The sequence below is a fragment of the Pseudomonas entomophila genome (genome assembly GCF_013523125.1).
Taxonomy (GTDB): domain Bacteria; phylum Pseudomonadota; class Gammaproteobacteria; order Pseudomonadales; family Pseudomonadaceae; genus Aquipseudomonas; species Aquipseudomonas entomophila_B.
Window position 1 is genome coordinate 12,884 of the sequence record NZ_JAAMQJ010000009.1, and the last position, 26,644, is coordinate 39,527.

At 64.3% G+C, this 26,644-nt stretch carries 28 protein-coding genes and 1 tRNA gene; 6 read left to right on the forward strand and 23 right to left on the reverse strand.

Annotated features, from left to right (window positions below; translation table 11 throughout):
• Positions 1–95: 95 nt before the first annotated feature.
• Positions 96–1,529 (forward strand): M48 family metalloprotease, encoded by a 1,434-nt coding sequence (locus G7007_RS07155; protein ID WP_181100329.1) that lies wholly within the window; start codon positions 96–98, stop codon positions 1,527–1,529.
• A gap of 73 nt (positions 1,530–1,602) precedes the next feature.
• Here the strand turns inward: G7007_RS07155 and nadA are convergent, their stop codons facing one another.
• Both nadA and G7007_RS07165 read right to left on the reverse strand, forming a co-directional pair.
• Entirely contained in the window at positions 1,603–2,661 is a 1,059-nt protein-coding gene (gene nadA, locus G7007_RS07160; protein WP_181100331.1) for a quinolinate synthase NadA, read from the reverse strand.
• Between the two features lie 225 nt (positions 2,662–2,886).
• Entirely contained in the window at positions 2,887–4,389 is a 1,503-nt protein-coding gene (locus G7007_RS07165) for a YdgA family protein (RefSeq protein ID WP_181100333.1), read from the reverse strand.
• A gap of 172 nt (positions 4,390–4,561) precedes the next feature.
• On the opposite strand from G7007_RS07165, the gene G7007_RS07170 reads away from it, so the two are divergent.
• Positions 4,562–5,164, forward strand: a complete 603-nt coding sequence (locus tag G7007_RS07170) for a biliverdin-producing heme oxygenase (protein WP_181100335.1) — start codon at positions 4,562–4,564, stop codon at positions 5,162–5,164.
• A 128-nt stretch (positions 5,165–5,292) separates the two neighbouring features.
• Here G7007_RS07170 and G7007_RS07175 read toward each other — a convergent pair.
• The 18 genes from G7007_RS07175 to G7007_RS07260 form a co-directional block, all read right to left on the reverse strand.
• A tRNA-Lys gene (locus G7007_RS07175) sits at positions 5,293–5,368 on the reverse strand.
• Between the two features lie 62 nt (positions 5,369–5,430).
• Positions 5,431–6,105, reverse strand: a complete 675-nt coding sequence (gene queC, locus G7007_RS07180) for a 7-cyano-7-deazaguanine synthase QueC (protein WP_181100343.1) — start codon at positions 6,103–6,105, stop codon at positions 5,431–5,433.
• A gap of 16 nt (positions 6,106–6,121) precedes the next feature.
• A complete protein-coding gene (queE, locus tag G7007_RS07185; RefSeq protein ID WP_181100345.1) occupies positions 6,122–6,769 on the reverse strand; it encodes a 7-carboxy-7-deazaguanine synthase QueE in 648 nt (215 codons plus the stop codon).
• A gap of 157 nt (positions 6,770–6,926) precedes the next feature.
• On the reverse strand, positions 6,927–7,736 hold the full coding sequence (gene ybgF, locus G7007_RS07190; protein ID WP_181100347.1) for a tol-pal system protein YbgF: 810 nt from the start codon (positions 7,734–7,736) through the stop codon (positions 6,927–6,929).
• 6 nt (positions 7,737–7,742) lie between these two features.
• Positions 7,743–8,252: a peptidoglycan-associated lipoprotein Pal gene (gene pal, locus G7007_RS07195; RefSeq protein ID WP_060392911.1), complete on the reverse strand. Its 510-nt coding sequence runs from the start codon at positions 8,250–8,252 to the stop codon at positions 7,743–7,745.
• Between the two features lie 53 nt (positions 8,253–8,305).
• A complete protein-coding gene (gene tolB / locus G7007_RS07200) occupies positions 8,306–9,577 on the reverse strand; it encodes a Tol-Pal system beta propeller repeat protein TolB (RefSeq protein ID WP_219858984.1) in 1,272 nt (423 codons plus the stop codon).
• A 26-nt stretch (positions 9,578–9,603) separates the two neighbouring features.
• Positions 9,604–10,710, reverse strand: a complete 1,107-nt coding sequence (tolA, locus tag G7007_RS07205; protein ID WP_181100351.1) for a cell envelope integrity protein TolA — start codon at positions 10,708–10,710, stop codon at positions 9,604–9,606.
• Positions 10,710–11,162: a protein TolR gene (gene tolR, locus G7007_RS07210; RefSeq protein ID WP_060392908.1), complete on the reverse strand. Its 453-nt coding sequence runs from the start codon at positions 11,160–11,162 to the stop codon at positions 10,710–10,712. The genes tolA and tolR overlap by 1 nt, the downstream gene beginning before the upstream one ends.
• Positions 11,163–11,176: 14 nt before the next feature.
• On the reverse strand, positions 11,177–11,872 hold the full coding sequence (gene tolQ / locus G7007_RS07215; protein ID WP_181094058.1) for a protein TolQ: 696 nt from the start codon (positions 11,870–11,872) through the stop codon (positions 11,177–11,179).
• A gap of 2 nt (positions 11,873–11,874) precedes the next feature.
• The gene (gene ybgC / locus G7007_RS07220) at positions 11,875–12,327 is read right to left on the reverse strand and encodes a tol-pal system-associated acyl-CoA thioesterase (RefSeq protein ID WP_181100353.1); all 453 of its coding nucleotides are present in this window, start codon (positions 12,325–12,327) and stop codon (positions 11,875–11,877) included.
• Between the two features lie 125 nt (positions 12,328–12,452).
• Positions 12,453–13,499 (reverse strand): Holliday junction branch migration DNA helicase RuvB, encoded by a 1,047-nt coding sequence (ruvB, locus tag G7007_RS07225; protein WP_181100355.1) that lies wholly within the window; start codon positions 13,497–13,499, stop codon positions 12,453–12,455.
• The gene (ruvA, locus tag G7007_RS07230; RefSeq protein WP_181100357.1) at positions 13,496–14,113 is read right to left on the reverse strand and encodes a Holliday junction branch migration protein RuvA; all 618 of its coding nucleotides are present in this window, start codon (positions 14,111–14,113) and stop codon (positions 13,496–13,498) included. Before ruvA ends, ruvB begins: the two co-directional genes overlap by 4 nt.
• 108 nt (positions 14,114–14,221) lie before the next feature.
• On the reverse strand, positions 14,222–14,746 hold the full coding sequence (gene ruvC / locus G7007_RS07235) for a crossover junction endodeoxyribonuclease RuvC (RefSeq protein ID WP_181100359.1): 525 nt from the start codon (positions 14,744–14,746) through the stop codon (positions 14,222–14,224).
• Positions 14,747–14,850: 104 nt separating this feature from the next.
• On the reverse strand, positions 14,851–15,597 hold the full coding sequence (locus G7007_RS07240) for a YebC/PmpR family DNA-binding transcriptional regulator (RefSeq protein WP_181100361.1): 747 nt from the start codon (positions 15,595–15,597) through the stop codon (positions 14,851–14,853).
• Between the two features lie 111 nt (positions 15,598–15,708).
• Positions 15,709–17,484 (reverse strand): aspartate--tRNA ligase, encoded by a 1,776-nt coding sequence (gene aspS, locus G7007_RS07245; RefSeq protein ID WP_144936942.1) that lies wholly within the window; start codon positions 17,482–17,484, stop codon positions 15,709–15,711.
• Positions 17,485–17,580: 96 nt separating this feature from the next.
• Complete coding sequence (locus G7007_RS07250) at positions 17,581–17,802, reverse strand: FmdB family zinc ribbon protein (RefSeq protein WP_181094045.1); 222 nt, start codon at positions 17,800–17,802, stop codon at positions 17,581–17,583.
• A 63-nt stretch (positions 17,803–17,865) separates the two neighbouring features.
• Positions 17,866–18,234: a ribbon-helix-helix domain-containing protein gene (locus tag G7007_RS07255; protein ID WP_181100363.1), complete on the reverse strand. Its 369-nt coding sequence runs from the start codon at positions 18,232–18,234 to the stop codon at positions 17,866–17,868.
• A 164-nt stretch (positions 18,235–18,398) separates the two neighbouring features.
• A complete protein-coding gene (locus G7007_RS07260) occupies positions 18,399–18,872 on the reverse strand; it encodes a Dps family protein (RefSeq protein ID WP_181100365.1) in 474 nt (157 codons plus the stop codon).
• A gap of 268 nt (positions 18,873–19,140) precedes the next feature.
• Here G7007_RS07260 and G7007_RS22365 point away from each other — a divergent pair, with 268 nt between their 5' ends.
• On the forward strand, positions 19,141–19,731 hold the full coding sequence (locus G7007_RS22365) for a cold-shock protein (RefSeq protein ID WP_181100367.1): 591 nt from the start codon (positions 19,141–19,143) through the stop codon (positions 19,729–19,731).
• Between the two features lie 73 nt (positions 19,732–19,804).
• Here the strand turns inward: G7007_RS22365 and G7007_RS07270 are convergent, their stop codons facing one another.
• Positions 19,805–20,011 (reverse strand): SlyX family protein, encoded by a 207-nt coding sequence (locus G7007_RS07270; protein WP_181100369.1) that lies wholly within the window; start codon positions 20,009–20,011, stop codon positions 19,805–19,807.
• Positions 20,008–20,439: an HIT family protein gene (locus tag G7007_RS07275; protein WP_181100371.1), complete on the reverse strand. Its 432-nt coding sequence runs from the start codon at positions 20,437–20,439 to the stop codon at positions 20,008–20,010. Before G7007_RS07275 ends, G7007_RS07270 begins: the two co-directional genes overlap by 4 nt.
• A 713-nt stretch (positions 20,440–21,152) precedes the next feature.
• Between G7007_RS07275 and G7007_RS07280 the strand changes: the two genes are divergently transcribed.
• The 3 genes from G7007_RS07280 (at position 21,153) to G7007_RS07290 (ending at position 25,269) form a co-directional block, all read left to right on the forward strand.
• Entirely contained in the window at positions 21,153–22,427 is a 1,275-nt protein-coding gene (locus G7007_RS07280) for an OprD family porin (protein ID WP_181100373.1), read from the forward strand.
• A 150-nt stretch (positions 22,428–22,577) separates the two neighbouring features.
• Positions 22,578–24,293 carry a proline--tRNA ligase gene (locus G7007_RS07285; protein WP_181100375.1) on the forward strand — a complete coding sequence of 572 codons (1,716 nt, stop codon included), beginning with the start codon at positions 22,578–22,580 and terminating at the stop codon, positions 24,291–24,293.
• Between the two features lie 22 nt (positions 24,294–24,315).
• On the forward strand, positions 24,316–25,269 hold the full coding sequence (locus tag G7007_RS07290) for a hypothetical protein (RefSeq protein WP_181100377.1): 954 nt from the start codon (positions 24,316–24,318) through the stop codon (positions 25,267–25,269).
• Between the two features lie 261 nt (positions 25,270–25,530).
• Here the strand turns inward: G7007_RS07290 and dinB are convergent, their stop codons facing one another.
• The gene (gene dinB / locus G7007_RS07295; protein WP_181100385.1) at positions 25,531–26,598 is read right to left on the reverse strand and encodes a DNA polymerase IV; all 1,068 of its coding nucleotides are present in this window, start codon (positions 26,596–26,598) and stop codon (positions 25,531–25,533) included.
• Positions 26,599–26,644 lie beyond the last annotated feature (46 nt).

The window sequence follows — 26,644 nt, forward strand, 5'->3', positions numbered from 1 at the left end:
CGACGCGCGGGCCAGGGCCGCCTAGGATACCGCCACTGGTCGTCGCCGTGCGAGCGGGCTACAGTAAGCCTCTTTGACCGATGCGAGCTCGCTGCATGAACCCACTGCGCCCCGCCCTGCTGACGCTGGCCTTGCTGATGGCCCTGCCGGGGCATGCCGACGACCTGCCGTCCCTGGGCGATGCCAGTTCCGCGATCGTCTCGCCGCAGCAGGAGCACCAGCTGGGCCGGGCCTGGCTCAGCCTGCTGCGCAGCCAGGTGCGTCAGCTCAACGACCCGCAGCTCAAGGATTACGTGGAGACCAGCGTCTATCGGCTGGCCGAGACCAGCCAGCTGCAGGACCGGCGCCTGGAATTCATCTTGATCGACAGCCGCGAACTCAACGCCTTCGCCGCCCCCGGCGGCATCGTCGGGGTCAACGGCGGGCTGTTCCTCAATGCCCAGACCGAAGGCGAATACGCCTCGGTGCTGGCCCACGAACTGGCGCACTTGTCGCAGCGCCACTTCGCTCGCGGTGTCGAGGCGCAGCAGCGCATGCAGATGCCGATGATGGCCGCCCTGCTCGCCGGGATCGTGCTGGCTGCCGCCGGCGGTGGCGATGCCGGGATCGCCACCATCGCCGGCACCCAGGCTGCAGCGATCCAGGAACAGCGGCGTTTCTCGCGGCAGAACGAGCAGGAAGCCGACCGCATCGGCATCCAGAACCTGGAAAAGGCCGGCTATGACCCGCGCAACATGCCGACCATGTTCGAGCGGCTCATGCGCCAGTACCGCTTCGACGGCAAGCCACCGGAATTCCTGCTGACCCACCCGGTCACCGAATCGCGAATCGCCGACACCCGCAACCGCGCCGAGCAGGCGCCCAAGGGCGGCGTCGAGGACAGCCTGCGTTACCAGCTGATCCGCGCGCGCGTGGCGTTGACCTACGAAGGCACCCCAGGGTTGGCGGCCAAACGTTTCCGCGCCCAGCTCGACGAGAACCCCAACCTGGACGCCGCGCGCTACGGCCTGGCCCTGGCGCAGATCCAGGGCGGCCAGCTGAACGAGGCACGTGCCTCCCTCAAGCCCTTGCTGGCCAAGGCGCCCGACGACATCACCTACAACCTGGCGCAGATCGAACTGGAGATCACCAACAACCGCCTGGACGAGGCCGAACGACGCATCGAGCGACTGCGCGCCTCCTACCCCGGCAACTATCCGCTCAAGCAGGCCCGTGCCGACCTCTTGGTCAAGCTCAAGCGCCCGGCCGAAGCAGAGAAGGTGCTCGAGGACCTGCTCAAGAGCCGGTCGGACGACCCGGACGTCTGGTACGACATGGCAGAGGTCAGGGGCCTGTCGGGCAATACCATTGGTCTGCACCAGGCGCGAGCCGAATATTTCGCGCTGGTGGGGGATTTCGACCAGGCGATCCAGCAGCTCGACTTCGCCAAGCGGCGAGCGGGTGACAACTTCCAATTGGCGTCACGGATCGATGCGCGCCAGCGCGAGCTGCTGGAGCAGGAGCGGATGGTCAAGGACATGATGCGCTGAGGCCGTGGTATCAGCGCCCTGAACACCTCTCGCCCTCAGCGTCAGAACCGACGTCTTGACCCCCTAGGCCGCCTCAGGCATTCCCCGCCACGCGCATGCGCGCCGCCTGGGTGAAGTCCAGCATGCGCTTGAGCGGCTTGATCGCCCGAGGCACCAGGGCCGGGTCGACGGTGATCTCGTTGCTGCCCTGGCGCAGGCAGTCCAGTGTCCGTTCCAGGGTATTCATCGCCATCCACGGGCAGTGCGCGCAGCTGCGACACGCCGCGCCGTTACCGGCGGTGGGCGCCTCGATGAACACCTTGTCCGGGCACAGCTGCTGCATCTTGTAGAAGATGCCTCGGTCGGTGGCGACGATGAAGGTCTGGTGCGGCAAGCGCTGCGCGGCGGCGATCAGCTGGCTGGTGGAGCCCACCGCATCGGCCAGGTCGATCACCGACTCGGGCGACTCGGGGTGCACCAGGATCGCGGCGTCGGGGTACAGCGCCTTCATGTCGGCCAGCTGCCGCGACTTGAACTCCTCGTGCACGATGCAGGCGCCATCCCACATCAGCATATCGGCCCCCGTCTGCTTCTGGATGTAGCGCCCCAGGTGCTGATCCGGCCCCCAGAGGATGGTCTCGCCGTTGTCCATCAGGCTTTCGACGATTTCCAGCGCGCAGCTGGACGTCACTACCCAGTCGGCGCGCGCCTTCACTGCCGCCGAGGTGTTGGCGTACACCACCACGGTGCGCTCGGGGTGCTGGTCGCAGAAGGCCGAGAAGGCGTCCACCGGGCAGCCCAGGTCGAGCGAGCAGGTCGCTTCCAGGGTCGGCATCAGCACGCGCTTTTCCGGGTTGAGGATCTTCGCCGTCTCGCCCATGAAACGAACGCCGGCCACCACCACGGTGCTGGCCGCATGCTGGTTGCCGAAACGGGCCATTTCCAGCGAGTCGGAGACGCAGCCACCGGTTTCTTCGGCCAAGGCCTGGATCACCGGATCGCAGTAGAAATGCGCCACCAGCACGGCATCGCGTGCCTTGAGTTCGGCGGCGATGGCCTGGCGGTAGTCGGCCTCCTGCTCGGGCGTGAGCGGGACGGGCTGCCTGGCGTCAAGGTGGGCTTGAACCAGCAGGCGTTCGGAAATCTGAGTCATGATCGCGGGACCCTGAGCGCATGCACGCGCGTCAATCGAGTGTACTGCCGGGCCCTGGCAGATCGGCTGATGGGGTGCTGGACGGTCATGGCGACCTTCACGGCCCCTTCTGCGGGCACGGGTTATTATGGCCGCCGAAGGCTACAGCCAATCGCAGTCGGGCAAAAGCGTTTTTTACGAGGAAACCCCCAGGTGACGGGCGCCACCCGGGGATTGGCGCGTGGCTTAGCCGCGTGGCGCCAGCATGCCCAGACGGGCCTGCAGGAAGGCGGCGAACTGCTCGACGGTCATCTTCTGGCCGTTGAACTCGACCGCGCCATCGGCGTAGTCGAAGCTGGCCAGCACGTCGTCGCCCTGGGCGGTCGCCAGACCACTCTGCACGGCCATGACGCCGACCATCTCACCAGCCTGGTTGGACTGCAGGGCGATGGTCTGCGGATCGGCCTGACCTTCGAGCAGGCCCTGGAACGCCACCAGGTCGGCGATCATCGGCTTGGACAGCACCAGCTTGCCGTGCACCGTGCCGACGATCTCGCGAGCCAGCTGATCGCTGGGCACGTCGAAGGAGGCCGGATCGTTCAGCTCGGTCTTGAGCACCAGGCGGCTTTCACCTCGCGCGGTCTTGAACGACAACTGCTCCAGGGCGATCTGCGGCTTGGCCGACAAGGCCTTGTGCAGGTCGGCATGCACCTTGGGCTTGTCCTCGGGCGACAGGGTCGGCACGAACTGGCGCCCTTCGGCCGCGGCCTGCTGCATCTCGGGCAGGAACTGCTGGTACCACTCGGTCAGCGACTGCAGCGCCGGCACGTCCAGCGACTTGAAGCTCATGACCATGGCGGCGCTGCCCAGCGCACGGCCGTCGTAGCTGATCTCGGCAGTCTTGTATTCCACACTGCCGCCCAGGTGCTCTTCACCCTCGGCGGTGTAGACGTTGTTCTGCTCGACCCCCTTGAACAGCAGCGTCTTCTGCTCAGGCCCGAAGACCATGCGCATTTCGTCCACGCTCATGTCGATGTGGCCGAAGAAGAAGTCGGCCTTGTTCTTGCGTTCCAGCTCGCCACCGAGCTTCATGCCGTCGAGCTGGAACTTCACGGGCAACTGCTCGGGCACGACCACGGTCATCTGCAACCGCTGGGCGTCCCCATGGATCTTGGCCTTGCTGCCTTCGCGATCGCCATCGACCGACAGCGTCAGGCCGGAGAAGTCCACGACGCTGCCGTCGTCACCGGTGAACTTGACCGGCAACACCTCCAGCGCGGTGTTCACGCCGCCGGCATAACCCAGCGCGGTATGAGCCTTTAGGGGCGTCTTGCCGCCCGCGGCGTCGAACCAGGGCTGCGTCTGCTCGGACCGCTCCAGCTCGCTGTTGCTGGCGGCCATCACCGGTAGCAATTGCAGGCGCTTGACCCGCGACCAGGGGAATGGGCCGTGCTCGATGCGATCGACGATGCCGACGTCCAGGTTCAGCGGCTCGGCGCCCAGACTGACGTTGCGAGCGATCAGCCGGTAGTGGGCGACACTGCTGAACCAGTGACGCTCCAGTGAGGCCAGTTCGAGCGTCACGGCGCCGCCGGTACCGACCGCGGCCTTGCTCAGCTCGTGGTTGCCCTGCTCCACTGCGCGCTGCAGCTCGGCGGGAAGCCGCTCGCCGGTGTACCAGGCACCTGCCACGGTGGCCACGGCAATGGCGACGGCCAGGCCGGAAAGAATACCTACTGATTTCTTCATGAAATGAACCGATTGCTGTCCTTGGGGAACGCGCGGCGCCTAGGCCGCGCACGGGGTGCCCAAGGATACCACCTTGCGCTGCCCTGCCAATCGGCGGTTGGGCCAGGGCAGTATTGTGCCAGCACGGGCCTGGCTGCATCATGACGCTCTACTTCGAGACGACAGGCTTTTCATGAATGCACCCGCTCCCTCCCCGTCGACCCCAGGACGCTGCAAGCGCCTCAAGGCGGCCAGCAGCAGCGAGCATGAGACCGTCGACCACCTGGTAATGTCGGTACGGCCATTCGACGATCGCGAGCGCTATGTGCGCTTCCTGACCGTGCAACACCGTTTTCATGGCAGTCTGCAGGTGTTGTACAGCGACCCTTCCCTCAACCGTCGCTTGCCTGGCCTGGCCCTGCTCTCGCGCTTCGACGCCGTGCAGCAGGACCTTCGTGACCTGGATGTGGCGGTACCGCCAGCACCCGAGCCGGTGGATGCCACCGTCGCCCAGGCGCTGGGCTGGCTGTACTGCAGCGAAGGCTCCAATCTGGGCGCGGCGTTCCTGTTCAAACAGACGCAACGGCTGGGCCTGGACGCCGAGCGGGGCGCCCGGCACCTGGCCCCTCACCCGGACGGGCGTGCGCTGCACTGGCGTGACTTCGTCGCCGCCCTGGATGGACTGACCTTGAGCGACGCTCAGGAGGCGCACGCCATCGAGGGCGCCATCGCGGCCTTCGACAGTTACCGTCGGCATGTGCGTGACGTGTTCGAGCTGGAGGCCGCCACGGCCTGAACCCTGGGGCCGTGTGTCGCCTTGGCGGTGAGGCGCCGGGCGATGCGGACGGCGCCGAGCAGGAAGGTAGGTCCGAAACGGAAAAAGCCCGCCTCCAAGACTGGACGCGGGCTTTTTCGTACTGCATATGGTGGGTCGTGTAGGATTCGAACCTACGACCAATTGGTTAAAAGCCAACTGCTCTACCAACTGAGCTAACGACCCGCTGGATGGCGCGTATAATACTGATTTCTAACGGGAAATCAACACCTGTACGCACATTTTTTTCAGAAGTAGCGGGTCGGGTCAGCCACGCCGGCATTCCTGAAGCCATCGGCCCGCAGACGGCAGCTGTCGCACTTGCCGCAGGCACGCCCGTCGGCGTCGGCCTGGTAGCACGACACGGTCAGGCTATAGTCGACGCCGCGTGCCAGGCCCGCCTGGACGATCTGCGCCTTGCTCATGTTCTGCAACGGCGCCTGGATGCGGAAGCCCTGCCCCTCGACACCGGCCTTGGTCGCCAGGTTGGCCAAGCGCTCGAAGGCCTCGACGAACTCGGGCCGGCAATCGGGGTAGCCGGAGTAGTCCACGGCGTTGACGCCGATGAAGATGTCCTGCGCCTCGAGCACCTCGGCCCAGCCGAGCGCCAGGGACAGGAACACGGTGTTGCGCGCCGGTACGTAGGTGACGGGAATGCCCTCCCCAGGCGTTTCCGGCACGTCGATGGCGCTGTCGGTCAGGGCAGAACCGCCGATGCCATCGAGGTTCAGGCCGATCACCTTGTGCTCGACGACGCCCAGATCGCGTGCGACCCGGGCGGCGGCCTGCAACTCGGCACGATGGCGCTGGCCGTAATCGAAGCTCATGGTGTAGCAGCGGTACCCTTGGGCCTGGGCCATGGCCACCACGGTCGCCGAATCGAGCCCGCCGGACAGCAGGATGACTGCGCGTTTTTCTGTCATGGGATGTCCTCTTGGGTCAGCGGCCAGGCTCGTCGTTCCACAACAGCTTGTGCAGCTGCAACTGGAAACGAACCGGAAGGTTGTCGGCGACGATCCAGTCCGCCAGGTCGGTGGCGCTGACCTGGCCATGGCTGGGCGAGAACAGCACCTCGCCAGCACGTTGCGCCAGGTCGTGCTGGATCAGCCGAGACACTGCCCAGTCATAGTCCTCGCGTGAGCAGATGACGAACTTGACCTGGTCGTTGCGGGTCAGGTGCTCGATGTTCTCGTAGCGGTTGCGATGGGCTTCCAGCGAGCCTGGCGTCTTCAGGTCGACGACACGGCTGACGCGCGGGTCCACCTGCGAGATGTCCAGCGCACCGCTGGTCTCCACGGAGACCTCGTAACCGGCGTCGCACAGGCGCTGCATCAACGGCAACGCATTGGGCTGGGCCAATGGCTCGCCACCGGTGACGCAGACGTAGCGCGGGCGGAAACCGGCGACCTGCTCCAGAAGGTCGTCGAGGGTACGCTGCGTGCCGCCGGTGAAGGCGTAGGCGCTGTCGCAGTACTGACAGCGCAGCGGGCAGCCGGTGAGGCGGACGAAAACGGTCGGCAGGCCGGCCGTTCTGGTTTCACCCTGGAGTGAATAGAACACTTCGGTAATGCGTAATGTGTCTTGCATGATCGCCATGGGCTGGCCAGCTGAACAGGCTGACCGCCTCCGTCAGGCACTGGCGCGGACTCGACAAGGCGTTATCCGCGACAGCGTGGGTAAAAAAGGGTGGGAATTCTAACGGAAAAACCCGCGACAGGCGCGGGTTTCTCACGAACGGCGTGGATCAGAGCTTTTGCAGGTCACGCTGCGCGAGTTGCGCGGCCGACGTACCGGGGTACTGGCTGATCACCTGCTGGAGGATGCCCTTGACCTTGTCGGTATGCCCCATGCGACGCTCCACATCAGCCAGCTTGTACAGCGAATCGGGCACCTTGCTGTGCTTGGGATAGGCTTGGCTGACCTTGGCGAAGGCCTGGCTGGCACTGGGCAGATCGCCCTTGGCCAGGTTCACTTCACCCAACCAGTACTGGGCATTGCCAGCGTACTGACTGTTGGGGTACTTGCGCAGGAACGCATTGAACGCCTGGCTGGCCTTTTCGAAATCCTTGGCCTTGATCAGGTCGAAGGCAGCGTCGTAATACAGCTTTTCCTTGGCCGGATCACCGGGTTCACTGCTACCTGCGGCAGGCGCTGCCGCGTTCGAAGCGGTGGTGCCAGCAGCACTGCTGCCAGCGGAATTCTCGGGTGTTGCAGTGGGGGCCGGAGCGCTGCTGAGGCGACGATCCAGGTCCTGGTAACGTTCCAGGCCTTCCTGTTTCATGCGCGCCACATCGTTCTGCAGCTCTTCGATGATGCCCTGTTGCCGTGAAATCTGGTCCTGCATTTGCTGCAATTGCATGAACAGTTGACCCTGTGCCGAAGGCGGGGTCGAAACCCCACCTCCGGCATAGGCGCCGTTCGTGCCGTAACCTGCCGGCGGATAGCTGCTGGAGCCACCACTGCCGCCACTGTCATTGATGACGGGAACCGCAGCCCAGGCCGCAAGCGGCAGGCTGAGAGCGAGGACGGTTACAACACGACGGCCCATGCGCATGACGAATTACTTACGCAGTTCGACGCGACGGTTCTGAGCCCAGGACTGCTCGTCGTTACCGGTCGCTACTGGACGCTCTTCGCCGTAGGAAACCAGTTCCAGCTGAGCAGGGGAAACGCCCTGCAGCACCAGGTAACGCTGAACGGCCTTGGCACGACGCTCGCCCAGCGCCATGTTGTACTCACGGGTACCGCGCTCGTCGGTGTTGCCTTCCAGTACGACACGGTTGCCGTTGGCTTTCAGGTCCTTGGCGTGAACGTCCAGAGCGCGCATGGCTTCTGGCTTCAGGTCGGAGCTGTCGTATTCGAAGTAGAAGGTGGTGATCGCGCGCAGAGCAGCTTCTTCGCTCAGGCTGCCATCGACGGCACCGCTGTTGGAACCGGAGCTGTAACCGGCGTTAGGGTCTACCGCGCCCGAACCTTCACCTGCATTGTCACCGCCCTTGGAGGAGCAACCTACAGCCACAGCCATGGCCAGAGCCAGCGCAGCGAATTTACCAAACTTCAGCATTTCCATCGTGAAACTCCTAATGAAACCCCAGTGTGTTAAGCAAAGTTATTACGCCGCAATCAGTTCAGGTAGGGGGACCAGGACGGTTCTCTGACTTCGCCTTGCGCGGTAGGAAGCGGGAGCCTCACGCGTCCGTTGAGAGAGACGAGCATCAAGACTCCCCGGCCCTGCTGGCGGGTGGCGTAGATTAGCATGGTGCCGTTGGGTGCAACAGTAGGCGATTCATCAAGACTGGTGTCGGAGAGAATCTTTACACTTCCCCGTTGCAAGTCTTGCGCGGCCACTTTGAAGTTGGTGAACCCCTGCTGGCGATGAATCATCACCAACGTCTTTTCATCGGCCGAGAGTTTCGGGTTGGCGTTGTAGTTGCCCACGAAAGTGACACGCTCGGCACCTCCGCCATTCACACCGGTCTTGTAGATCTGCGGCTTGCCGCCACGGTCCGAGGTGAAGTACAGCGTGTTGCCATCCTTGCCCCAGAACGGCTCGGTGTTGATGCCGGGGCCGGCGGTGACGCGGCTGATCTGACGGGACCCCATGTTCATCACGTAGATGTCCGGGTTGCCGTCCTTGGACAGCACGAAGGCCAGGCGCGAGCCGTCCGGCGACCAGGCCGGCGCGCCGTTGAGGCCTTCGAAGTTGGTGATCTGCTCACGACGGCCCGTGTCGATGTGCTGGACGAAGATGCGCGGGCGACGCTGCTCGAACGACACGTAGGCGATGCGCTTGCCATCGGGCGCGAAGCGCGGCGACAGGATCGGCTCGCGTGATTGCAGCAGGGTCACGGCGCGGGCGCCATCGTAGTCCGAACGCTGCAAGGTGTAACGGGTGTTGTCGGTGGAGAAACGCTCGGCGGTCACGTACAGCAGGCGCGTCGAGAACGCGCCCTTGATGCCGGTGAGCTTCTCGAACGACTGGTCGGCGATGTAGTGGGACATGTCGCGCAGCTGATCGGTGGTGCCCGACACGCTGCCGGTCATGACCTGCTGCTCGGTGGCCACGTTGAACAGCGCGTACTGCACCTGCAGACGGCCGCCGGCAGGCGTGATGCTGCCGACCATCACGTACTGCGCGCCCAGCGCCTTCCAGTCACGGAAGATGACTTCGCTGGCCTGGCTCGGCTGGCTGATCATGTTCTGCCGCGGAATCGGCGAATAGTAGCCCGAGTTGCGCAGGTCGTTGCCGATGATGTCGGCCATGTCCTCGGGCAGCACGCTGCCGCCCTGCAGGCCGAAGGGCACCACGGCGATGGGCGTGGCCCGGTCGCTGCCACTGGTGACCAGGATGTTCTTTTCTTCTGCCAGGGCCAGGCCTGCGAAACAGCAGACCATCACCAGCAATCCTCTGAGCACTTTAATCACAACGCGAGATCCTCAGGTGTAAATGTCATCTTGAATGAGCGGTACGGGTTGAAGTCGTTGGGCTTCAGCCCTTGCATCTCGGTCAAGCGTCCAATGTTCTTCACCGCTGCCACTGCCGAGCTGTCGAACGGACCATCGCCACTGGAGCGTGCCACACTCACGTTGGTGACGGTGCCATCGGGCAGCATGTTGATCTGCAGCACCACGGCCATGCCCTTGCGTGCCGAAGGTGGACGCGCCCAGCCTTCGGAAGCGCGCATGCGGATCAGGTCGTCGAAATCACCGGCCACCTGGTCGCCACGCTCGTCGGCCAGCGCCTGCTGACGCTCGGTGCTGTCGGACAGAAGTTCGGCCAGCGCCTGAGCCTTCTTGTCTTCGGCCGCCTTGCGCGCCGCTTCCTGAGCCTTCTTCTTCTGGGCATCCGCGGCGGCCTTCTGCTTGGCCTCCTCGGCAGCCTTCTTCTTCGCATCCTCGGCCGCCGCTTTCTTCTTGGCGTCCTCGGCGGCTTTTTTCTTCGCGTCTTCGGCCGCCTTTTTCTTGGCGTCCTCGGCCTGCTTCTTGGCCTCTTCGTCAGCCTTTTTCTTGGCCTCGTCTTCGGCTTTCTTCTTGGCGATGTCGGCCTGCTGTTTCTCAGCGGCCTTCTTGGCCTCCTCAGCCTTCTTCGCTTCGGCAGCCTTCGCCGCTTCGGCCTTCTTGGCTTCGGCAGCTTTCGCGGCCTCGGCGGTCTTGGCGGCCTCTTCGGCTTTCTTGGCCTCGGCGGCCTCGCGCGCGGCTTCGGCCTTTTGAGCGGCATCGGCTTTCTTTTGTTCCGCTGCCTTCACCGCCTGCTGCTCGATCTTCTTCTGCTCGAGCTGCTCGACTTCGGTCTGGCGCGCGGCGGTCTTCTTGGCCTCTCCGGCAATCTTCTGGTTGGTCTGGGTGGTCGCCTGGCTCTTGGACTTCAGTTGATAGAGCGTAGCCTGAACGATCGGTTTCGACGGCGGCAATTCCGGCGTCATGGCGAAACTGACGAACAGCAGGCCGAACACCAGCACGTGCAGGCCGACGGCCCAGACCGTGGGCCAGAAGTAGCTCTCCGAGGCGGATGGCTCTCGCTGCTGCATCAGGGCGCCTCGGTGATCAGGCCAACGTTACCGACACCGGCCTGCTGCAAACCGCCCATCGCACCCATGACCGCGCCGTAGTCGACCGCCTTGTCGCCACGGATGAAGACCTGGGTCTGCTTGCCCTGGTCGCGCCCGGCGGCGATGATCTTGGTCACGGCGCTGGTCATGTCCGGCAAGGTCATGGCCTTGTCCATCTGCTTGTCGGTGTCGACCTCGCTGCCGAGGTTCCAGTAATAGGTCTTGTCGGCCTTGATCGAGATGGTGAGGATCTGCACGTTGTTGTCCTGCGGCAAGGCCTCGCTGGACACCTTGGGCAGGTCGACCTTCACACCCTGGTTGAGCATGGGGGCGGTCACCATGAAGATGACCAGCAGCACCAGCATCACGTCGATGTAGGGCACCACGTTCATCTCGGCGACCGGCTTGCGTTTGTGGCGAACTCGGGCCATGGGCTTCTACCTGCTCACTCTTCGCTGGTGTGCACTTTACGGTGCAGGATTGCCTGGAACTCGTCGGCGAACGTGTAGTAACGGCCGATCAGCACTTCGCTGCGCGCAGCGAAACGGTTGTAGGCGATGACGGCAGGGATCGCGGCGAACAGGCCGATCGCGGTGGCCACCAGGGCCTCGGCGATGCCGGGTGCCACGGTGGCCAGGGTGGCCTGCTGGGCGCTGGCCAGGCCGCGGAACGAGTTCATGATGCCCCACACGGTGCCGAACAGACCGATGTACGGGCTGGTGGAGCCGACGGTGGCGAGGAACGGCAGGCCTTGCTCGAGCTTTTCTTCCTCGCGGGAAATGGCCACGCGCATGGCCCGGCCCACGCCTTCCATCACCGCGTCAGGGTCGACGCCCGGCTGCTGGCGCAGGCGCGAGAATTCCTTGAAGCCTGCGCGGAACACCTGCTCCACACCCGAGTCCGGGTCCGGGTTGCTGCCGGCCTGGCGGTACAGCTTGGACAGGTCGATGCCCGACCAGAAGCGTTCCTCGAAGGCATCCAGCGCACGACGACCGGCGCGCAGCATGGTGCTGCGCTGAAAGATCATGACCCACGAGGTCACCGATGCGGCCACCAGGGTCAGCATCACCAGCTGTACGACAACGCTGGCATTACTGACCAGGCTCCACATGGAGGTATGGTCGACGACGTTAGCTTCCACGCTTAATCTCCTGCGTTCGATTGAGTACCCAGGCCGCCCGCCCCGAACGCGTCGCGCAGTTCTGAAGGCAGGGCCCGGGGTTTGAATGTATCGGCACGTACGGCGGCCACCAGCACTTGCCCTTCGCAGAGCAACTGCCCATCCGCCTCGCGCCAGACCTGTTGCACGAAGCGCAGACTGGCACGGTTGAGCTCAAGCACCTGGGCGGTCACCCGCAGGGCGTCGTCCAGCCGCGCGGGCGCGTGGTAGCGCGCCTGGCTGGAATGAACGACGAACAGCAGGTTCGAGGCGGCAAGCGCGCACTGGGAGAACCCCAGATGGCGAAGCCATTCGGTGCGTGCACGCTCCATGAACTTGAGGTAGTTGACGTAATACACCACGCCGCCTGCATCGGTGTCCTCGTAGTACACGCGACACTGATGGGCGAACGGTTCCAGTCCATTTTGCGCGCGCATACTCTAGTGCTTACTCCTCGACTTGCCAATCCGCCCGGACAACTGTTTTTTCACGCATCGATCCGCCGCAGGGCCGGCCTGTCGCCACGCCAGCGGTAGGACCGCAAAAAGCCGATTTCGATCACTCATCCGTCACTCGGCTCGGAAAATGTCCGAGGGTCTTCGAGCCGTCCTGGAATGTCGAGACCGAAGTGCAGGTAGGCATGCCGCGTCACGACGCGGCCACGGGGCGTGCGCATGATGTAGCCCTGCTGGATCAGGTAGGGCTCCAGCACGTCCTCGATGGTATGACGCTCTTCACTGATGGCGGCGGCCAGGTTGTCCACCCCAACCGGCCCACCGTCGAACTTCTCGATCATGGTCAGCAGCAGACGCCGGTCGGAATGGTCGAAGCCACGCTCGTCGACATCCAGCAGGTTCAGCGCCATGTCCGCGACCGCCTTGGTGATCTGGCCCTTGCCACGCACCTCGGCGTAGTCGCGTACGCGTCGCAGCAGGCGGTTGGCGATACGCGGCGTGCCGCGGGCGCGACGTGCGATCTCGTAGGCGCCCTGCTCCTCGATGACCAGCCCCAGGATGCCGGCCGAGCGGGCGACGATGGTGGCCAGGTCCTGGTTGCCGTAGAACTCCAGCCGCTGGACGATCCCGAATCGATCGCGCAGGGGGTTGGTCAGCATGCCGGCGCGGGTGGTGGCCCCGACCAGGGTGAACGGCGGCAGATCGAGCTTGATCGACCGCGCCGCCGGGCCCTCGCCGATCATGATGTCGAGCTGGAAGTCCTCCATCGCCGGGTACAGCACTTCCTCGACCACGGGGGACAGCCGGTGGATCTCGTCGATGAACAGCACGTCGTGCGGCTCGAGGTTGGTCAGCATGGCGGCCAGGTCGCCCGGGCGTTCCAGGATCGGCCCGGAGGTGCTCTTGACCGAGACGCCCATCTCGTTGGCGATGATGTTGGCCAGGGTGGTCTTGCCCAGCCCGGGCGGGCCGAAGATCAGCGTATGGTCGAGCGATTCGTTGCGACCGCGAGCCGCCTGGATGAACAGCCCCATCTGGTCGCGCACCACCGGCTGACCGATATAGTCCTCCAGACGCAGCGGGCGAATGGCCCGGTCCTGCACTTCTTCGCGATCACGCCCGCTGGCGGCGATCAGTCGGTCGGCTTCGATCACTTGACGATCATCCCCTTGAGGCTACGACGAATGAGTTCTTCGCTGGTCATGCCGGCCTTGCCGTCGATGGCGGCGATGGCCTTGCTGGCTTCCTGCGGTTTGTAGCCCAGCGACACCAGCGCGCTGATGGCGTCGGCCTCGGCGCTCGGCGCGGTGCTCGCCGGCAACGGCCCGTCGGACACCAGGGTGAACATCGCCGGCGAAGTGGCCCAGGCCTTGAAGCGGTCCTTGAGCTCGACCAGCAAGCGCTCGGCGGTCTTCTTGCCGACGCCCGGGACGCGCACCAGCACGGAGGCGTCCTGGGCCTGCACGCAACGTACCAGCTCGTCGGCCTCCAGGCCGGACATCAGGGCCAAGGCCAGCTTGGGGCCGACGCCGTTGAGCCGGATCAGCTCGCGGAACAGCTCCCGCTCGCGCTTTTCGAAGAAACCGTACAGCAGGTGAGCGTCCTCGCGCACCACCAGGTGGGTGTGCAGGGTCACCGTCTCGCCGAGCTTGGGCAGGCGGTACAGCGTGGTCATCGGCACCTCCAGCTCGTAGCCCAGGCCGTTGATGTCGACAATCAGGTGCGGCGGCTGTTTTTCCGCCAGGGTGCCGCGCAAACGTCCAATCACGTTTCGATCCTTTTAGCGGGCGCTCGACCAGAGACCGAGTCACCCTATCAGCAAATGGGCCGCGCGGACGCGCCGCCCGGCCAAAAGATGTATCAGGGCATGAAGCCGTTACAGACGCAAGCGTCCACCGCGCCGTCGGGCTGTCGCCAGGCCGTGCGGCACCAGGCTGGAACGGGTATGGGCATGGCACATGGCGATGGCCAGGGCGTCGGAGGCGTCGATCTGCGGCTTCTGGGTGAGCTTGAGCAGGTGCATCACCATCAACTGCACCTGTTCCTTGTTGGCCCCGCCCGTGCCGGCCACGGCCTGCTTGACCTGGGTGGCGCTGTATTCGGCGACCTCCAGGCCCTCCTCGACCGCAGCGACGATGGCCGCACCCCGCGCCTGGCCCAGCTTGAGCGCCGAATCGGGATTGCGCGCCATGAACACCCGCTCGATGCCCATGGTGACCGGGCCATGCTGGCGGATGATGTCGCGCACGCCGCGAAAGACGATTTGCAGGCGCTCCTGCAATTCCCCGGCACCCGTGCGGATGCAGCCCGATGCCACGTACTCGCAGCCACGCGGGGTCTGCAAGACCACGCCGTAACCGGTGATCCGCGACCCGGGGTCGATACCTAAGATGAGAGTCATAAAGCCTGCATGCATGAGGCGCGGTGTGGCGCCACGAAATGACAAAGGCCGCAGCCTCCAAAACGCGCGCTGCGCTGTGGAAGCTCCGGCCTCTGGAGTCTAACTCAGTTGAGCCGTTCCAGGATCTCGTCGGAAATCTGGGCGTTGGAATACACGTTCTGCACGTCGTCCAGGTCCTCGAGCATGTCGATCAGCTTGAGCACCTTCTCGGCGCCCTCCTGATCCAGCTCGGCACTGGTGGTCGGCTGCATGATGATTTCGGCATCGTCTGCCTTGAACCCGGCCTCTTCCAGCGCGGTGCGCACGGCATAGAAGGCGTTGAACGAGGTCATGACGTCGAAGGCGCCATCGTCATGGCTGACCACGTCGTCGGCATCGGCCTCCATGGCCGCTTCCATCAGCGCCTCCTCGGCCACGCCGGGGGCGAAGCTGAGCTGGCCCTTGCGCTCGAACAGGTAGGCCACCGACCCGTCGGTGCCCAGGTTGCCGCCGCACTTGGTGAACGCGTGGCGCACCGCCGCGGCCGTCCGGTTGCGGTTGTCGGTCATGGCCTCGACCATGATCGCCACGCCGCCCGGGCCGTAGCCTTCGTAGGTCAGCTCTTCGACGTTGTCGCTTTCGTTGGTGCCCGCACCCCGCGCCACGGCACGGTCGATGATGTCGCGGCTCATGTTCGCGCCGAGCGCCTTGTCCAGCGCCAGGCGCAGACGCGGGTTGGACGCCGGGTCAGGACCGCCCTGCTTGGCCGCGACGGTCAGTTCGCGGATCCACTTGGTGAAGACCTTGCCTCTCTTGGCATCCTGGCGCTCTTTGCGGTGCTTGATGTTCGCCCACTTGGAATGACCGGCCATAACGACTCCGAATTCTTTGAAACGTACAAGGCAGCGCCCGACCACGGACGCTGCCGGAAACCTGTCGACCCAATGCAAGACGCGCCCGGTGGGGCGCGTCCTGGGACCGACTTACTCGACCTTGGCCTGCTCGCGCAGACGGATGTGCAGTTCACGCAGCGCCTTGGCATCGACCTGGCCAGGGGCCTGGGTCATGACGTCGGCGGCGCTCTGGGTTTTCGGGAAGGCAATCACTTCGCGGATCGACTGGGCGCCGGTCATCAGCATCACCAGGCGGTCCAGGCCGAAGGCCAGGCCACCGTGGGGCGGTGCACCGTACTTGAGCGCGTCGAGCAGGAAGCCGAACTTCTCCTGCTGCTCGTCGGCCTCGATGCCCAGCAGACGGAACACTGCCTGTTGCATCTCCTTGCGGTGGATACGAATCGAACCGCCGCCCAGTTCGGTGCCGTTGAGCACCATGTCGTAGGCGCGCGACAGGGCGGTGGCCGGGTTGGCTTCCAGCTCCTGCGGCGAGCACTTCGGCGCGGTGAACGGGTGGTGCAGCGCGCTCAGGCTGCCGTCGTCGTTCTCTTCGAACATCGGGAAGTCGACGACCCACAGCGGCGCCCATTCGCAGGTCAGCAGCTCGAAGTCGTGGCCCAGGCGGATACGCAGGGCGCCCAGTGCCTCACTGACCACCTTGGCCTTGTCGGCGCCGAAGAACACGATGTCGCCGTCGACCGCACCGACGCGATCGAGGATCACGTTCAGGTTGGCCTCGGGGATGTTCTTGACGATCGGCGACTGCAAGCCTTCGACGCCCTTGGCGCGCTCGTTGACCTTGATGTACGCCAGACCCCGGGCACCGTAGATGCCGACGAACTTGGTGTACTCGTCGATGCGGCTGCGCGGCATGCTCGCGCCACCCGGCAGGCGCAGGGCGGTCACGCGGCACTTCGGATCGTTGGCCGGGCCGGCGAAGACCTTGAAGTCCACGTCCTTGAGCTGGTCGGCGACGTCGATCAGTTCCAGCGGGTTGCGCAGGTCCGGCTTGTCGGAACCGTAGCGGCGCATGGCCTCTTCGTAGGTCATGTGCGGGAAATCGCCGAACTCCAGGTCCAGCACTTCCTTGAACAGCTTGCGAATCATGCCTTCGGTGAGGCCCATGATCTCGCTTTCGTCGAGGAAGCTGGTCTCGATGTCGATCTGGGTGAATTCCGGCTGGCGGTCGGCCCGCAGGTCCTCGTCGCGGAAGCACTTGGCGATCTGGTAGTAGCGGTCGAAGCCGGCGACCATCAGCAGCTGCTTGAACAGCTGGGGCGACTGCGGCAGGGCGAAGAAGCTGCCGGCGTGGGTACGGCTCGGCACCAGGTAGTCGCGTGCGCCTTCCGGCGTGGCACGGGTCAGGATCGGCGTCTCGACGTCGAGGAAGCCGTTTTCGTCGAGGAAGCGGCGGATGCTGCTGGTGATGCGCGAACGCAGACGCAGCTTCTCGGCCATTTCCGGACGACGCAGGTCGATGAAGCGATAGCGCAGGCGCGTCTCTTCACCGACGTCGGAGAATTCGTTGAGCGGGAACGGTGGGGTCTCGGCCTCGTTGAGGACCTTGAGCTCGTAACCCAGCACTTCGATGGCGCCGGACGCCATGTTCGGGTTAACCGCACCGGCCGGACGCGGACGTACCTTGCCGGTGATCTGCACCACGTACTCGCTGCGCACGCGGTCGGCAGCGGCGAAGGTATCGGCGCGATCAGGGTCGAACACGACCTGGGCCATGCCCTCACGGTCACGGATGTCGAGGAAGATCACCCCGCCGTGGTCGCGGCGACGATGAACCCAGCCGCAAAGGGTAATTTCCTGACCATCCAGGGTCTCGTTCAATTGGCCGCAATAGTGGCTGCGCATCATGATGGTGGTTTCGCTTCTCGTGATTCGTGTAGTCGTGGAGGCCTCGAGCGCCTGCCCTGAGGGCCGATACTGCAAGACCGGTCGATGCAATTCAACTCAGTCGGGCTTGTCGCCGCCAGCCAGGTTCTTTTTGGCACCGGTCTTGAAGTCGGTTTCGTACCAGCCGGTACCGCCCAGGCGGAAGCCGGGCACCGAGAGTTGTTTCTTCAAGGCCGGCGCCTGGCAGGCCGGGCAGTCGACCAGCGGCGCGGCGCTGATCTTCTGCAGGGCCTCCAGCCGATGATCGCAGGAGGCACAGTGATAGTCGTAAAGGGGCATGGACGTCTCTCGTCAACCGCAACGCTGAGTGTTACTGGGAGCAAAGAGCGGGATTATATATGGTTAGGGGTGGCTGTGCAGCCTGCCTGCGGCGCGAAGTCCCGGTGGCGGCTCGAGCAGCCAGTTGACGCACACCACACGCACCAGCCCACTGAAATTCTTCACCCCACCGTGGCGCAGGTGCACTTCCCGGTCGAGGTAGGACAGCACGGCGCTCACCGAGCAGTCGTTGGCTGCTGCGATGCGCTCGAGGATACGCCAGTAGACGCGCTCCAGGCGCAGGCAGGTGGCGAAGCCATTGAGCCTGACCGAGCGCGAGACCGGCCGTGCCTGGGTCATGTCGAACTGGGTGTCGAAAGGGTCGATGCAGGGCTTGCTGGGCCAGCGCCCTTGGCGCGGCGCAGGCTTGGGGGTTGCCGGCAGTGCTTGCATGGTCGTCGCTCCCGATTGCACAGGTCCCGTGCGTCATTGCACGGCACCCATGAAGCGACGCCGACGCATGCGAGAGCAGCGGCAAGGTCTTCCTGCGGCCATGAAAATGCCCGCTCCTTTCGGGAGCGGGCATGTGCGTCAGACGCTCGGCGAGCCGAACGCTGTCACTGGCCGTCGAGCAGCACGCGCAGCATCCAGGCGGTCTTCTCGTGCACCTGCATGCGCTGGGTCAGCAGGTCGGCGGTCGGCTCGTCGCTGACCTTGTCGACCACCGGGAAAATGCTGCGCGCCGTGCGCACGACCGCTTCCTGCCCTTGCACCAGCTGGCGGATCATCTCGTCGGCCGGCGGCACGCCGTCTTCTTCCTTGATGGACGAGTGGCGGGCGTAGAAGGCATAGGAGCCTGGCGCCGGGAAGCCCAGCGCACGGATGCGTTCGGCGATCGAGTCCACTGCCAGCGCCAGCTCGTTGTACTGCTCCTCGAACATCAGGTGCAAGGTACGGAAGGAAGGCCCGGTGACGTTCCAGTGGAAGTTGTGGGTCTTGAGGTAGAGCACGTAGGTGTCCGACAGCAGCCGCGACAGCCCGTCTACGATGGACTTGCGGTCCTCTTCGCTGATACCGATATCGATTGCCATTGCATTCCCCTTGTACCGTAAATCGTGTTGATCGAATGGGCAGGTCACACTGTATCAAGACCTGCCGGTGCCCGCATGCGCCATGACGGCGCAAACGTCCTGATTTGAGAAGCCCCTGCCTTTGCGGTTAAATAGGCAGCGTGCCACCCGTGCGGATCGTCAATGCCCGGGTGCATAGGCTGGCTCGTCGTACCTTCGCTTCCTCTCTCCCGCGTGCCACGGCGCCAGCTCTTCCTGTGATCGGCCTTATCAATGTGAGTCAATTGACATGTTCAAGATCCTTCATCTCGTGACGGGCGTCGCCGCCTTGCTGCTGGCGTTCATCCCCAGTCTGCGCATGGACGCCATGCCCTTGCTGCAACAACCTCAGGCGGTCTACCTGGGCCTGCTCGGCTTGCTCAACCTGACGCTGGCGCCGGTCATTCCGCGCCTGTCCGGTGCACGTCGACACGTCCAGCAGCTCAGCAGCACCTTGCTGGTGGCGGCGGTGATCCTGCAGACCATCGCCCTGCTCGCCCTGCCGGAGCCGGGTGCCACGCTCGCGTTGCTGTGCGCGTTGCTGGCCGTCGTCCTGCATCTCTACGCCAGCCTGGCACGCGCTCCGCGCTCGGCGCGCTCGGCCTCCAGTGCCACCTTCGACAGCACCGAGCGCGATACCGGCACGGTGAAGTGGTTCAATACGTCGAAGGGCTTCGGCTTCATCTCCAGAGACTCGGGTGACGACATCTTCGTTCACTTCCGAGCCATCCGCGGTGACGGTCATCGTGTCCTGGTGGAAGGCCAGCGGGTGGAATTCTCGGTCATGCACCGGGACAAGGGGCTGCAAGCCGAGGACGTCATCGCCGTCCCTCGCCGCTGAACGACCGTTCCTCCTGCAATCGCCGGGCAACGCCTGGCGATTGTCTTCGTCCCACCGCCCCCTCTGTCACGCCTCAATAATGGGGCGGCGGCGCCTCTTCCTCGCTGACACCGAACTGACTGCTCAATTCCTCGTGGCGCCTGAGCAGCTCGGCCATCTGCAATTGCAGACGCTCGATGATCCGTGCCTGTTCGACCACCACATCGTTGAGCGCCTGGAGGGTATCGTCCTGAAAGGCCTGTCGGCTTTCCAGGTCGACCATGCGCGTGTCCAGGCTCATGCGCAGGCCTCCACGAACTGGCACTCGGCGGGCAACACCGTCCGCAGGCGCTGGCGGATGGCCTCGACCTGCCCCGCGGCGTAGGCGAGTGCCGGCACCTTGCCCCAGACGGGAGCCGGCCAGGCGGCGTCGTCCTTGCGTCGCACGACCACATGCATGTGCAACTGGCTGACCACGTTGCCCAGCGTCGCCACGTTCATCTTGTCGGCACGAAATGCCTGGCACAGCCACTGCGCCAACCGCGTGGTCTCCTGCCACAGGACCTGCTGGTCGGCGGCGTCGAGCTGGAACAGCTCGCTGATGTCCGCACGCCGCGGCACCAGGATGAACCAGGGGTAGTTGGCATCGTTGCTCAGCAGCAGACGACAGAGTGGAAAATCACCCAGGACGAATGTGTCCTGTTGCAGACGTGGATCGAGGCTGAACACGGAGTCTCTCCTTGCACAATGAACACGGCCAAGGCTCGGCGGCCTTCTGAGCGCGCAAGGATACAGGGCTTTGGTCAGCCCTGGCACACACGACGTCAGGCAAACGCACGCACCGAAATCGGTAACACAGCGCTACCTTTCGCACCATAAGAAGGCACGGCAGCCGTGGCGCCCTTCCGCGAGGTAGCACAATGACCAACCGACGGTAACAACGCTAGCGTGAGGCGCGCGCTGGCCTTGCGTACGCGCACCTCATGAACGAACGCGAACCCCTGTGTTTTCAGGCAAGGTCCATGACTCGATAAAAAAATGTGAAAATTTTGTCAGCAGAAACCGGCTTTGAGCACGCTTGTTGCATTTGCTCAACCAGAGTCGGCAGTCACTGGTGAACCCGGGACACGAGATCGACAACGACAGCCCGTAGCGACCCAGGAAGAACGTCGAAAAGGTCTGTTTTTTTGCCCGTGCTCCCATGGCGCCTCCGTGAGATCGCAACGACTGCATCCACGATTGAGCGGCGGCACGTGCCTTGAAAACACGCGATACGACAAGGGGTAACGCATGACACGAAATGTGGAATCTCACCTCTCGTCAAGACCAGGTCGGCGTGCTATATGCTGCGTCGGCATAACAAGAAAAGAGCCGCACCCATAACAAGAAAAGGGCCGCGGTAGACTCTTCCTCTCTACACACAAAGGAGCACATCACGATGCATGCGCGTGATGAAGTGGAGCATGATCGCCCTGGCCGTTGCGGCGGGGACTTCGCAACTGGCCGTCGCCTCTTCGCAGGACGAGGCCAAGGGGTTCATCGAGGACAGCACGCTGACCCTCAAGACCCGCATGTTGTACTTCAGCCGTGATTTCCGTAACTCGCCTGCCGGCTCACAGAGCCGTGCCGAAGAGACGGGTCTGGGCTTCCTGGGCACCTACGAGTCCGGCTTCACCCAAGGCACCGTTGGCGTGGGCTTCGACGCCATCGGCATGCTCGGCGTCAAGCTCGACAGCGGCCGCGGCCGTGCCGGCACCGGCCTGTTCCCGTACGGTGACGACGGCCGTGCGCAGAACGAATATTCGGAAGTCGGTGGCGCCGTCAAGCTGCGCATCTCCGATACCGTGCTGAAGGTCGGCGACCAGATCACCGCCCTGCCCGTGTTCGCCACCGACGACAGCCGACTGCTGCCGGAAGTCGCCCAGGGCGCACTCATCACCAGCAAGGAAATCAAGGGCCTGACCCTGCACGCCGGTCGCTTCACCGCCGTCAACGCGCAGAACCAGACCTACCATGACAGCCTGGGCCTGAAATCGGCCAACGTCGTCGGCGGTACCTACGCCTTCACCGACACCCTCAGCACCAGCCTCTACTACTCCAAGGTCGAGGACTACTGGCGCAAGGTGTACGGCAACGTGAACTTCGCCCTGCCGCTGTCCGACAAGCAAGGCCTGGTGTTCGACTTCAACATCTATGACACCAAGAGCGATGGCGCCGGCCTGCAGCGCGCGTCCAACGATGGCGTGACCAAGCTCGACAACACGGCCTTCAGCCTGTCCGGCGCCTACAACCTGGGCGCCCACACCTTCACCCTGGCCTATCAGCGCGTCAGCGGCGACGGCGACTACGGCTACGGCGTCGATGGCGGCGGCACCGTGTACCTGAACAACTCGGTGGCCCGTTCGGACTTCAACGCCGAGGACGAGCGTTCCTGGCAGGCCCGCTACGACCTCAACTTCGCCGAGTACGGCATTCCCGGCCTGAGCTTCATGACCCGTTACGTGCGCGGTACCGGCGCCAACACCGCCACCACCGACAACGGCAAGGAATGGGAACGCGACGTGGACGTCAAGTACGTGCTGCAAGAAGGTCCTGCCAAGGACCTGAGCTTCCGCGTGCGTCAGGCCACCTACCGTTCTTCGGACGGCGTGTACTACGGCTCGTCCTCGATCGACGAACTGCGCCTGATCGTCGAGTACCCGCTGAGCATCCTGTAAGCCTTCAGCGAACGTACCGAGGCCCGGCAGCGATGCCGGGCTTTTTCTTGGCTGACAATCGCCCCGCCCTGGGGCATCCTGTACGCGTTCGCCCCGCCCCCGTACAATGTGCGGTCATCTTCAACGTCCAGGCAATCGACACGGCTCCCCATGCGCACCAGTCAATATCTGCTCGCCACCCAGAAAGAAACCCCCGCCGACGCGGTGGTCATCAGCCACCAGCTCATGCTGCGCGCCGGCATGATCCGCAAGCTGGCCTCCGGCCTCTACACCTGGTTGCCGATGGGCTTGCGCGTGATGCGCAAGGTCGAAACCGTGGTGCGCGAAGAAATGAACGCCGCCGGTGCCCTGGAAGTGCTGATGCCCAGTATCCAGCCTGCCGAGCTGTGGCAGGAATCGGGGCGCTGGGAACAGTATGGCCCCGAGCTGCTGCGGGTGAAGGACCGCCATGACCGTGACTTCTGCGTCGGCCCGACCCACGAGGAAGTGATCACCGACCTGGCGCGCAACGAGCTGTCGAGCTACAAGCAGCTGCCGCTGAACCTGTACCAGATCCAGACCAAGTTCCGCGACGAGATCCGTCCGCGCTTCGGCCTGATGCGCGGCCGCGAATTCATCATGAAGGACGCCTACTCCTTCCATGCCGACCAGGCGTCCCTGCAGGACACCTACGACCGCATGCACCAGGCGTACACCAACGTCTTCACCCGTCTGGGCCTGGACTTCCGTCCCGTGCAGGCCGACACCGGCTCGATCGGTGGCAGCTACTCCCACGAATTCCACGTCCTGGCCCAGTCCGGTGAGGACGACGTGATCTTCAGCGACAGCTCCGATTACGCGGCCAACATCGAAAAGGCCGAGGCGGTGCCACGCGAGACCGTGCGCCCTGCGCCCACCGAAGCGCTGCGCCTGATCGATACGCCGCACGCCAAGACCATCGCGCAACTGGTCGAGCAGCACGACACGCCGATCGAGAAGACCGTCAAGACCCTCATCGTGCGCGGCGCCGAGGAAGGCACGCTGATCGCCCTGGTGATCCGTGGCGACCATGAACTCAACGAAATCAAGGCGGTCAAGCTGCCCCAGGTCGCCGACCCGCTGGTCATGGCCAGCGACAGCGACCTGCGCGAGGCCATCGGTGCCGGCGCCGGGTCGCTCGGCCCGCTGAACCTGCCGCTGGAATGCGTGATCGATCGCTCGGTCGCCCTGATGAGCGATTTCGTCGTCGGCGCCAACATCGACGACAAGCACTATTTCGGCGTGAACTGGGAGCGTGACCTGCCCGTTCCGGAAGTCGCCGACCTGCGCAACGTGGTCGAAGGCGACCCGAGCCCGGACGGCCAGGGCACCCTGGTCATCAAGCGCGGCATCGAAGTCGGCCACATCTTCCAGCTCGGCACCAAGTACAGCGAGGCGCTCAAGTGCCAAGTCCTGGGCGAGAACGGCAAACCGGTCGTGCTGTCCATGGGCTGCTACGGGATCGGTGTCTCGCGCGTCGTGGCCGCCGCCATCGAGCAGAGCCACGACGACAAGGGTATCGTCTGGAACGACACCCTGGCGCCCTTCCAGATCGCCCTGGTCCCCCTGCGTTATGAAACCGAGGCCGTGCGCGAAGCGACCGACACCTTGTACGCCGAGCTGACTGCGGCCGGCTTCGAGGTGTTGCTGGACGACCGCGACAAGAAGACCAGCCCCGGCATCAAGTTCGCCGACATGGAACTGATCGGTATCCCCCATCGCGTGGTGGTGTCCGATCGCGGCCTGGCCGAAGGCAATGTCGAATACAAGCACCGTACCGAGCAGGATGCCCAACCCTTGCCGCTGGCAGAGGTGCTGACGTTCCTGCAAGCGCGCGTGCGCCGCTGACCCACCTCTTGCGCGAGTGAACATGTCCAAGCGAAGCACCCACATCCTGGCAGGCGCCGCCTTGAGCGGCGCCCTGCTCGTCAGCGGTTGCGCCAACCAGATGTCCCAGCGCAGCGAGCACGAAGACCGGGTCGAGCGAAAGCTGCTCGAGCACACCTTGCAGATCGACGCGGGCGAACCCCAGGTCATGGAGCTGCCGCAACGTCGCGTTCGCGTGACCGAGCGACGTCGCTTCGAGGTCACCGAGTTCGAGGTTACGCGCCACTACGATCGCTACACGCCCTATCAGCCCTGGCGGGAGGTCTACGAGATCCCGTTGGGTGCCGTGGCGGTGGTCGCAGGGCTGGGCGCCAATGTGGTCAACGTCTTCGCCTTGGGCAAGCTGCCCGACAGCGTCACACACGATTGGCTGGAATACGGCGTGGCGGGCCTCAACCCATTCATGAACGTGCAGTCCAATGGTCGGGCTCAGCAGAACCTCGCCAGCCTGAGCGAAACCCGCAAGGGGCAACGCGAAGAGTCCACCAACCTGCCGTGGGTCGAGCACCCGTTGGAGGTCAAGGCAGGCAAGCTGACCCATGAATTCACCACCGACGACAATGGCGTGGTTCGCCTCAACCTGCTGGAAAGCCCGTTCGCCGAACAGGACCTGAGTCGGATCGGCACCCTGCACCTGCAGGCGTCCGACGAAGACGTCGGCATACGTAGCGATGCGACGTTGCTGATCAGCGACACGCTACGGCATGCGCTGCCCGAGGCACGTCAGCTGATCTTCGATGACCTGGAGGACGATGACGTGTCGCATTGGGTGCGCCGGATCAAGCGCCTGGCCGAGCTGGGACTCGAGGAAGAGGCCAGCGACCTGGAGCAGAGCCTGGTGGAGCTCACGCGCAACGATCCCGAATTGCAGCATGAATTCCTGCAGTCGCTCCGGCAACAGACCGGCCGACTGGTGGCCGATCCCGGCGCCCGCTAGGGCAAAACGTCCATGCGGCTGGCCCTTCACCTGCCGCATGACCCCTTCGCCCCTGGATCGATCTTCTGGACCCATACCTTTCAACGTCTTTGGAAAAAGCCCCAAGACAGGGTCATTTATTGCACCCATCATTCACCGGCATGAGACAGGCACGCGCAGCCCTCCTGTGGGAGCGGGCTTGCCCGCGATAGCGTCCGATCCATCACCGCCTGCATCGCGGGCAAGCCCGCTCCCACACAGAGGGTGAACCGCTCTGCCAGATCAGCAATGTTCCTGAAACAGCTCCAACTGTTCTGCCGCACCGCGCAGATCCTGCAAGCGCACCCCTACCCCCAGCAACCTGACCGGCTTGCCGCCACGGGCGAAGGCCTGCCCCAGCAATTGCCGGTAACTGTCCAGGTCGCGCCCGGCCCTCGACTGTTCCAGCGTGGTCTGGCTGAAGTCGTGGAACTTGACCTTGACGAAGGGTTTGCCCGGGCGATAGCTGCTATCCATGCGGCCAATGCGCTCGTCGAGGGTCGCCAGCAGGCCGGGCAGCTTGTCCAGGCAGGCGTCGAGGTCCGGCAGATCGGTGTCGAAGGTGTTTTCCACGCTGACCGATTGACGTCGGCTGTCGTTCTGCACGATTCGCTCGTCGATGCCACGGGCCAAGCCCCACAAGCGTTCGCCGAAACTGCCGAACTCACGGGCCAGGTCCACCCGCGACCAGGCGCGCAAGTCGGTGCAGGTGACGATGCCCAGGCGCGCCAGCTTGTCGGCGGTGACCTTGCCCACGCCGTGCAGGCGATTGACCGGCAGTTGCGCGACGAAGGCTTCCACCTCCACCGGCGTGATGACGAACAGGCCATTGGGCTTACGCCAGTCACTGGCGATCTTGGCCAGGAACTTGTTGGGGGCGACCCCGGCCGACACGGTGATGTGCAACGTGCGCGCCACGCGGCGGCGAATGTCTTCGGCGATGCGCGTGGCACTGCCGGCGAACCAGTGGCTGTCGGTGACGTCGAGGTAGGCCTCGTCCAGCGACAGCGGTTCGATCAGGTCGGTGTAGTCGCGGAAGATGGCCTGGATCTCGCGCGAAGCCTCCTTATAGGCATCGAAGCGCGGCTTGACGATGATCAGGTCTGGGCACAGTTTCAGGGCGTGCCGGGACGACATGGCCGAACGCACGCCATAGGCCCGTGCCTCGTAGTTGCAGGTGGCGATCACGCCCCGCCGCTCGGCCGATCCACCCACGGCCATGGGCCGACCCGCAAGCTGCGGATCGTCACGCATTTCGATGGCGGCGTAGAAGCAGTCGCAGTCGATATGAATGATCTTGCGCGTGGACATGGATGATGGACACCACTGTAGATTCATACAGATAGTACCTGATCGT